The following is a 9,290-nucleotide window of genomic DNA, read 5'->3' on the forward strand; positions in this document are numbered from 1 at the left end:
AAAATCTTTTACTTTCGAAAATAACAATTTATTAGAACAAGCTTCCCTAAAAAAGGCCGTCAAGATCCGAGCACCGGCTCTTCTTTTCGAAACACAAACGCAAAGAATTTTTCAAAAATCAAAATTCTTATCATTCCAAATTCGGTCTTGATAAGGATTCGATGTCGGATGTCCGACAATAGAATATAAGGTAGAATCATGATAGTTGTATCCATTGCAAACCAGAAAGGCGGAGAAGGAAAAACGACCACCTCTCTCAATCTCTCCATGGGGCTCGCGAGAAGAGGAAAGAAAACTTTGCTCATCGATATCGATCCTCAGGCAAACTCGACTGGTATTTTTATCAACCCGGAGACACTGGATAAATCCATGCACGGAGTTTTTAACTCCCGAATGAATATCAAAGAAATCATGGTAGATACCAAACTCCCGAATCTTTTTTTAGCTCCCTCAAAGACGAATCTTGCGGAAGTCGAAACTCTTTCCGGAAGTTCCGTGGACGCTCCCTATATTTTGAGAGACGCGCTTCAAGGATTGGAAGGATTTGATTTTTGTATCATCGACTGCCCTCCCAGTCTTTCCATTTTTACGATCAATGCTTTGGTCGGCTCGCAGTACGTGGTCATCCCTCTCCAGGCAGAAAAATTTTCCGTGGACGGAATCGTCGGACTTCAGCAGACGATCACGAGCATTAAAAAAAGAATCAATCCCAGCTTGGAAATTTTGGGCGCACTCATTACCCAACTCAAACCGCAAACACTTTTGACAAAGACCATCGTACCCGTGCTTACGAAATACTTTCGGATTTTTGAAACCAGTATTTCCGACGGAGTCGCCGTTGGGGAATCTCACCTGGCAAAAAAATCTGTATTCGAATACAACAAGTCGAGCAAGCAGGCACAGGAATACGAAGGGTTTATTGAGGAGTTTTTGAATGAGCTCAAAAAGTAAAAGATTAGGTTCCCTCGCCGACGTATTTCAAGCTGAAAAATTAGAAGGGACGATCCGCAAAATTCGATTAGACAAAATTCTTCCTTCCGACAACCAACCGAGGCAAGACAGAAAAAAAGGGGTCGAAGACTTAGCTCGAAGTCTGGACAAAGACGGACTCCTCCAGCCGATCATCGTCACAAAACAAAATCCGGAAGACGAGCACTACAGAATCGTGGCCGGAGAAAGAAGATTTCACGCCGCCAAACAACTCAACTGGGTCGAGGTCGAATGTAAAATCTTAGACCGAGACGAGAAAGAAACCTTTCGCCTCGCCATCATTGAAAATCTCCAGAGGGAAAATTTATCCCCCTATGAAGAAGTGGAAGCCATGTCTCATCTGAAGATCAGCTTCAAATATACCGATCAGGAATTGGCGACCCTTTTTGGGAAAAGTAGAAGTTATATGACCGAACTTTTGGGAATTTCCGACCTCAGCAAAGACGAACTCAGATCTTGCAAGGACGCGGGAATTGAAAGTAAGAATCTTTTGATCCAAGCGGTCTCCGCTTCTAGAAAAGGAACCTTCCCCGAATTCTTAAATTTATTTTCAACCGGCGCTCTAAAAACCGTTAAGGATGCAAAATCCTTTAACCGGGAAGAAGACAGCCTCTTCTCCTCCAAACCGAACGCAGTTGCACATTCCAAAAATCCAAGTTCGAAATCCACAGAATACAAAATCGCAAAAAAACCGGGGCTTATTCAAATCAGTTCAGAGAACGAAGAACTCCTGGGTGAAATTCTTAAACTGATCAAAAAAGAAATCCGCAAAAAATTCGAATCCGAATAATTTCTCCATGTCGCTTAATAATTTTGTTAAGCGACATTAGAATAAGTACATACAGGTACTTAGCAAAAGAATTTCCTGAAAACAGCCAAAAATGGGTCAATGAGATTGACAAAGTCGCGACAACGGGTTTAATGTGACATAATATAGTAAACGGAAATATAGTACGAAGCTTCAGTCCGGAAGGATTTAGGCCGAAGGCGTATTTATTTTGGATCCGGATAAAAAAAATTCCCCTGGATAACCAGGGGCCGGATTTTCCCGAAGGAATGTTGTTGGATGAGACATAAGTATCATTATGTCCGATAATGTCAACTCCCTTCAGAACTTTTGCTTAAAATTAATGTACTTTCCTAAAAGGAGGGTCCCGAAGGGAAATGGGCGAGCATTATCCATACATCAAATTTTTTGCCGATATCATCGATTCCGGTGTCTGGGCCAGCCTATCTTCAGCGGCCAAGACCTTGTATTTGGTGCTGCTTAAATTTAGCGACCAACACTTTAAGCCAGTCTGGCCAAGCACAGACATACTCTTAAAGCTTACCGGATTCAAAACAAAAAAATCAATCATCCAAGGAAAGAGAGATTTGATCCAGGCCGGACTCCTGCAGGTCACGCCCGGGACAGGACATACGAGTTCTCGCTATTATTTTTGCTTCAACTACCCCGGATCTAAGATTCCACCCCAGGGGTATAATTCTGGATACCTCAGAGGTGGAGAAACGGAATCCTTTGAGGGGTCAAAAAAGGGACCTCAGGGGTCTGCCGAAGGATCCCCAAACCATATCAATATAACAATCACCAACAATCAAAACCAAGAACCAGGGAAAAAGAATGCGCCTTTGAGTTTGTCTTTGTTGGAAGAAAAATACGGGAGCTCGATTTTGTCGGAAGCGCTTGGAATTGCAAAGCTTCGAGGAATGGAAGCAAACCTAAGATATGTCCAAGGGATTTGTAAGAATCTAATGGGAACCGAAGAGGTTGCGGCCCCGATGCCCGAATTTAATCAGGGTTCTCCGGGAACAAATGAAAAGGATCCGACTTGGAAGGGGTTCTTACTTTGGTCGCGAGAAAGATTGACTCGTTCCAGTGTGGAAATTTTGGAGCAGGTCCGAGTCGAACCGGATGGAAGAACTCTTTGTGTCTTGGACAACGTTCCGGAGTCCTTGCGAATGATCATAGCAAAGTACTTCACAGAGGAAATCCGTCCTCCGATATTGGTTATATTTTCCGCAAAAACCGAAGAAAATCGAACTATTTCCTCTAAATATTAAAAAGAGAACCAGGACAAATCTTGAATGAACTCTGAATCTATTCGAATCAGCCACCCCGGCTCCCTAAAAATCCGGGAAATCAAATCCTCCGGAACTTATGATTTAAAAGAAGGAAAACTTTTACGCTATACCGAAACCAAGGATTCTCCCGGAATTTCCGCCCTTACCCTACATCTGGATGGAATCTCGAGTTTGAATCAAATCCGACTTCATTCCAATCCGCAGGAACTTGCCTTTTTCCCGGATACGTTTCGTTTTGAAATTTCCATGGACGGAGTTGTTTGGGAACCGATTCTCCAAGAGACCGGATTTCGGCGTTTAAACCAGAAGGTCGGACAATGGAATTTTTCTCTCGTTCAAGCCAAATTCTTAAAATTGATCAGCCAGGTTTCTGAGAAAGACGGTTCCGGAAAATACAAGGTTTCTCTTGGGCAGTTAGAAGTTGGAATTTCGGGAATCGTAAAAATCAACGTGAGTTCCGAACAAGACCGTTTTTGGGTAAAGGAAAATCTCATCGATCAAAGACCCGACTACGGATGGGCATCGAAAGAAGTTCCCAAGCCGGGAGAAGAATTTTTTCTTACCGACCTAGGATCGATTAGTCGTGTGAACGAGCTCCGACTTCTTACTTCCAAAACGGACCCGGTTTGTTTCCCGGAAAGATTTACCGTATATTACAGCGAAGACGATCTTTCCTGGAATCAGTTGTTGGAAGAAAATCAATTCTTATCCGAATCCGGAGTTTGGTATCAATGGAGATTTCTTCCAACTAACGTGCGTTATCTGAAACTCGTGGCGCGTCAGAAAGAAAAAAAAGGTCAAGAATTCTATCAGACAAAGATCGTGGAGTTGGAACTCTATGCGACTCCGCACTTGAGCGATCTCACAAACAAACCGACTTCTGAACCTCTTCCGTATGCGACCGTGCTTCGTTCCGGTTTGGTCCGTCTTGCGGTAGACGGTGAAAATTCCGAAGGTGTTGCGGTTCAATCAAACGACAGAAGGTTGAGAGATTCTTCTACCGAATACAAAGGAATCGTAGAACTCGCCGGAGACGGAGAGGACAAAGAAGGTGTTGTCGTTCAAGGAAATGATAAACGACTGAAACACGCCACCGAACTCGCGCACGGTTTGGTTCGACTCGCTTCCAATGGCGAAAATCGGGCAGAAAGAGTTGTTCAAGGAAACGACGATCGTCTGAAGGCGGCGACGGTTTCGAGTCTTGGGATCGTTGAATTGGCTGAAAACGGGGAGACCAAAGACGGAGTTGCCGTTCAAGGAAACGACGATCGACTCAAGATCGCGACCTCGAAAAAATACGGTTTAGCGATTCTTTCCGAACCGGGGGCGTCCGAACCGGGAAAGGCCGTGACGGCTGATGATCCGAGAATCCGAAAAGCAAATACTGAATTTCCGGGAATCGTTCGTTTTGCGAAGAGCGGAGAAGATTCTTCCGAGGCGGCCGTTCAAGGGAACGACAAGCGCCTAAAAATCGCCAGCACAGAATCTTACGGAATTGTTCAACTCGCGCAGTCCGGGGAATCCAAAGAAGGCGTCGTAGTTCAGGGAAATGATAAACGACTTCGAAACGCGACCACTTCTTATCCGGGAATCGTGGAAATCGCGACCTTGGGAAACAACGCTCCTGGAAAAGTGGTTTCTTCCGACGATCCGAGATTGTCCGACAAAAGAGATCCAAAACCGCACACTCACGAATACGCTCCGTTGGATCACGACTTTAGTTCTCATACCGGATTCTTAAAAGTAAAAGGGAGCACGGAAGCGGCTTATACGAACATCGCGCCTCCTCCCGAAAATCACGCGCCGATTTACGGAAGAAACGAAAGTGAAAAAGGCGCGGGCATCGTTGGATCTGCGCGTAACGCGGGTTTGATCGGATACGGTGAAAAATTTGGAGTTCGAGGGGACGCCTCTTCCGGCGACCAGGATTCGGCGGGAGTTCTTGGGCTCGCCAAACGAGGGTTTGGTGGAATCTTTCATTCCAGATCCGGAGTGGCGCTTTTTGCAAACGGAAAAGGGATTCCTTCTTTAGGTGAAACCGGTTCCGGAAAAGCGTTTCTTGCGGAAGGAGAATCTGAATTCTCCGGAAGTGTTCGAATTTCGACGGGAAAGAATGCGGATTGTATCGCGAGATTTTTTCCCGTAAATCCATCGGACGTGATTGGAGAAGGTGATATTTTGGCGATGGGAGAAGACGGACGTTTGCAAAAAGCAAAGACGGCTAACGCGACGAATGCGATCGGAGTTGCCGTTAAATCGGCCGCCCTACTTTTTGGAGAATCGGCTCCGGCCGACGGTTCTCATTGGCTGGTTGCGGTTTCGGGTGTCGTAACCGTAAACGCGGATGCGTCTTCGTATCCGATTCAACCCGGAAGTTTGCTCGTGACCGGTTTGACCGGCGGGCACGCTGTTCGAATTTCGGCAGAATCCCTTCGTCCGGGTTCTCTTTTTGGAAAGGCCTTAACCCCGCTTCGCTCGGGAAGAGGTCAGATTCAAATTCTTCTCTGCTTTCAATGATCGAGATTTTATGAAAAAAATATCTGAAATTTACGGCTCCGCGAAGGGGCCCGTGTATTCGTTTGAATTCTTCCCTCCGAAAACTCCGGAAGGGGATCTGAAATTGATGGAGACCGTGAAAGAATTATCTCGCGTGAATCCCGACTTCGTTACGGTGACTTATGGCGCCGGCGGTTCTACAAGAGACAAGACGGTTCAAATCGTAACCGAAATTTCAAAGAATTATTCCTTTCCGACGGCTTCTCATTTTACCTGTGTGGGTGCGAATCAAGATCAGATTCGAGAAATTCTAAAAGGAATTCGTTCCCAAGGAATCGTAAACTTGATGGCTCTTCGCGGAGATCCTCCAAGAGGCGAAGGAGAATTTAGAAAAACTCCGGGCGGTTTTGAGAACGCGACGGAACTGATTTCTTTTATTCGTTCCGAGAAGATGGACTTTTGTATCGGAGGCGGCTGTTACCCCGAAAAACATCCGAGCGCAAAGTCTTTGGAAGAAGACGTCCGACATCTCAAATTGAAAGTCGACGCGGGAACCGACTTCTTAGTTTCTCAGCTTTTTTTTATGAATTCTGCCTTTGAGAATTTTCTCAACTTGGTTCGTAAGGTCGGAATTCAGATTCCAGTGATTCCGGGAATTATGCCGATTACTTCCTTTTCTCAGATCGAAAGATTTAAGTCACTGGCGGGTTGCGAGTTTCCTTCTGCTTTGATCGAGGATTTGCAGGAAGTAGAACATCGTCCCGAGGAATTTTACAGGAGAAGTTTAAACTTCTCCGTGAAACAATGCAGGGAACTTTTGGAGATGGGCGTGCCTGGGATTCAACTTTATACTCTGAATCAGTCGCACGCGAGCTATGATATCGTGAGGGAATTGAAGGGATAAAAGAAGGAGTTCCTACTTTTTTAAGGAGGTCTTTTCCTGAGCGAGAGGAATTTTTCTCTTTTGTCGGAGTTCCGACAAGGGAAGAATAAGGGAATTTTTCTTTACGAAGGAAAATTTCTGTGATAAGGAGAATTTTCTCAAATTTTCCCACCAGCCCACCTCCTCCACCCAACGAGGGTGGGGCGCGCGAACTTTCACGGTAGTGCTGTCGTAGTTACGACGGTTTTCTTTCTCCAAGTTTGAAAGTAAGGATAGATCTTCGCGGTGGTTTTGCTTGGATCCGTTGTTAAAAAAGTTGTTCTGCGCTGAAAAAGAAAATGTTCGCGCTTCCTTCTTTCTAAAACAAACTCGCCTCTTTGCCACTTGGCAAAAAGCCGGCTTCTACTCCTCTGCGATAGAGTTCCAAGATCGCTTCTCTTCCTTCTGTTCCAAGAGAACGAGTGAATTCGTTTACATACAATGCGATGTGGGCATCTACAACTTCTCGCGTCGTGTCTTGAGAATGTTTGAGGATATATTTGTAGGTTTCTTCTCTGTTCTGATATCCGAGATCGAGGCTTTTTTTGAGAGCGTTGTCAAAGTCTAATTTTAGAGTCGGATCCAAGTCCCTTCGGATCGCAATGGCGCCTAACGGAATGTGCTTTCCGGTTGTTTCTTCCCACCATTCCCCAAGATCCTGAAGTTTTTCAAGTCCTTGTCTTTCATAGGTAAAACGTTCTTCGTGAATCAAAACTCCGAAGTCGGCTTCTCCGGACAAGAGGAGAGGAATGATCTTATCATAACGAACCGCCTCCGCTTGAAAGTCATTCTTGAGAAATAATTTTAAGAGAAGATTTGCAGTTGTGAATTCTCCAGGGATAAGAATTTTTTTTCCTCTCGCGGATTCAAAATTCTTCCCTTTTTTGAAAACGAGGAGAGGGCCGCAGTTCCGTCCCAGGGCGGATCCGGAGTCGAGAATAGAATATTGATCCATTACCGAAAAGTAGGCCGCAAAGGAAAGTTTTGTGGTCTGATACTTTCCTAAAAACGCGGCGCGGTTCAATTCTTCTACGTCGTGAAGTTCTTCTCGTATCTGAAATTGATCCGAAGCCTTTCCGTGCGTAAGGTGATAAAATAAAAACGTATCGTTTGGACAGGGAGAATATGCTAAGCTGAGTTCCATCTTCTTGATTCTTTAGATTCCAGTTTTTTGAGTTCTGTCGGAAAAAGAAAGTTTCTTCCCGTTTTTTTTGGGAGAAGGTCTTGAGCAGAGTTCCCAATGAGAATGGAATTTTTTTTTCCGATTTGTCGGAGTTCCTACGAGATTTTCGAGGATCGAAATTGAGTTGCGGGATTCGTTTTTTTGTGCTAAAGGAAGTTTTTCCGAGTTTTCCCACAAACCCGCCTCCTCCACCCAATCAGGGTGGGGCGCGCGATTTTTACGGAAGTTTGTAGTTATTACGACAGGTTTTTGTAAGATTCAGAACGCATCTAAGAAGAATCTCCAACCAATGCTCCAATATCTGAGAATTTCCTTCTTCCGTCCTATGTCGTACCTCCGAAAACGAATCGACAAAAGTTCCGGCTTTCGAATACGAACATTCGCACTCTTCTTTGAACGGTTCTTGTGATTCTCCTTTAAGCGGCTGCCCTATCCGTTGCGCAAAAAATCTTAGGATTCGGGTTTCGCATTCCGATCTCGGAAATAAAAAACTCCTTCTCTAAATTCTCCTTTCCGATTTCCTGAAACAAAACATGTCTTTTGATCCTTCGCAGATTCACACGATCGCAGTCGACTTAGACGGAACTCTTCTCAATTCTAAAAGTAAGATTTCTCCCCTCACCCACGCCGTTTTGCAAAAGGCGATCGACCAGGGAAAAAATCTTGTCATCGCGACTGGAAGAAGATTTTTCTCCACCTTTTCTTTTGCGAAAGAATTCAAAGGAGACGTTCATGTAGTTTCCAACAACGGACAAATTTTAAGACATTCTCCAAGCGCGGAACGAATCTCGGAGAGTTACCTCGAGCCGAAGCTCGTCTATGATATCCTTCTTTTAGGAAAAGAATTTCATACGCCTCCGATTCTTCACGTCGATCGTTTTGAAGACGGCGTAGATATGCTCACCGAAGTTTCGATCACGAGCGAAATCTATCATAACTATTCCGGAGGCGATTTTTCTCGCACTCGTTCCATCGGAGATTTTCTTTCTCTCGATCTCGATAAGATTCTCGTAGTTTGTTTTTTATCTCTTCAAAGGGAGGATTTGGATTCTCTCGTTCAAAAAATTTCCGCGTTACCCGGCGCCTCCGATCTTCGTTGTATTCTTACAAAGATTCCCGGTGTAGCCTATTGTGTGGAAGTCATCAACGTTTCCGTTTCCAAATGGTCCGGGATTTCTCGTTTTCTTTTGTTAAAAGGTTTGGATGGAAGCGGAGTTGTTTCTTTCGGAGACGAAAGAAACGATCTTGAGATGTTGCTTCATAGCGGATTCGGATTTGCGATGAAAAATGCGATTCCCGAAATTAAAAATTCGGCGAGACACGTTACGCGATACAGCAACGAAGAGGACGGGGTCGCTCTTGCCTTAGTGGAGAATCGGATCGTTTCCTTTTGAAGTATTCTTCACTTCGCAAGAATTGCAGGCCTGCGTATAACAACCAAAGTCTTCGTCTTTAGAATGAGAGTCCTTTCCGGTAAATTCTCGAATTACGGAAAGAAGAGGAAAGAACAGCCGAATCGCGGTCAAACTCACGATTCCGTAAACGATCCAATCCTGAGTCTGAATATCAAGTTGCATATATGACCAAGTTGAAAATCAGTCTCAATAAAGTCAACGG

Annotated in this window: 8 protein-coding genes; 6 read left to right on the forward strand and 2 right to left on the reverse strand. The window is 44.7% G+C overall.

Features of this window, described 5'->3' with window-relative positions; all coding sequences use genetic code 11:
- Window positions 1–198: 198 nt before the first annotated feature.
- From A0128_RS19320 to metF, 5 genes are all read left to right on the forward strand, one after another.
- Entirely contained in the window at window positions 199–951 is a 753-nt protein-coding gene (locus tag A0128_RS19320; protein WP_069609417.1) for a ParA family protein, read from the forward strand.
- Window positions 935–1,780, forward strand: a complete 846-nt coding sequence (locus tag A0128_RS19325; protein ID WP_069609418.1) for a ParB/RepB/Spo0J family partition protein — start codon at window positions 935–937, stop codon at window positions 1,778–1,780. Before A0128_RS19320 ends, A0128_RS19325 begins: the two co-directional genes overlap by 17 nt.
- Before the next feature lie 374 nt (window positions 1,781–2,154).
- Window positions 2,155–3,051, forward strand: coding sequence for a helix-turn-helix domain-containing protein (locus tag A0128_RS19330; RefSeq protein WP_069609419.1), 897 nt, complete (start codon window positions 2,155–2,157; stop codon window positions 3,049–3,051).
- 24 nt (window positions 3,052–3,075) lie between these two features.
- Window positions 3,076–5,589 carry a discoidin domain-containing protein gene (locus A0128_RS19335; protein WP_069609420.1) on the forward strand — a complete coding sequence of 838 codons (2,514 nt, stop codon included), beginning with the start codon at window positions 3,076–3,078 and terminating at the stop codon, window positions 5,587–5,589.
- A gap of 10 nt (window positions 5,590–5,599) precedes the next feature.
- Window positions 5,600–6,472 (forward strand): methylenetetrahydrofolate reductase [NAD(P)H], encoded by an 873-nt coding sequence (gene metF / locus A0128_RS19340; RefSeq protein WP_069609421.1) that lies wholly within the window; start codon window positions 5,600–5,602, stop codon window positions 6,470–6,472.
- A gap of 337 nt (window positions 6,473–6,809) precedes the next feature.
- On the opposite strand, the gene A0128_RS19350 is transcribed toward metF, so the two are convergent.
- Entirely contained in the window at window positions 6,810–7,634 is an 825-nt protein-coding gene (locus A0128_RS19350; protein ID WP_069609423.1) for a 1,4-dihydroxy-6-naphtoate synthase, read from the reverse strand.
- 572 nt (window positions 7,635–8,206) lie between these two features.
- Here A0128_RS19350 and A0128_RS19360 point away from each other — a divergent pair.
- Window positions 8,207–9,067, forward strand: coding sequence for a Cof-type HAD-IIB family hydrolase (locus A0128_RS19360; protein ID WP_069609425.1), 861 nt, complete (start codon window positions 8,207–8,209; stop codon window positions 9,065–9,067).
- Here the strand turns inward: A0128_RS19360 and A0128_RS19365 are convergent.
- Window positions 9,038–9,250, reverse strand: coding sequence for a hypothetical protein (locus A0128_RS19365; RefSeq protein ID WP_069609426.1), 213 nt, complete (start codon window positions 9,248–9,250; stop codon window positions 9,038–9,040). The two genes, A0128_RS19360 and A0128_RS19365, sit on opposite strands and share 30 nt — an antisense overlap.
- Between the last annotated feature and the right edge of the window lie 40 nt (window positions 9,251–9,290).

Origin of the sequence: Leptospira tipperaryensis, from assembly GCF_001729245.1 — a bacterium.
Lineage (GTDB): Bacteria > Spirochaetota > Leptospiria > Leptospirales > Leptospiraceae > Leptospira > Leptospira tipperaryensis.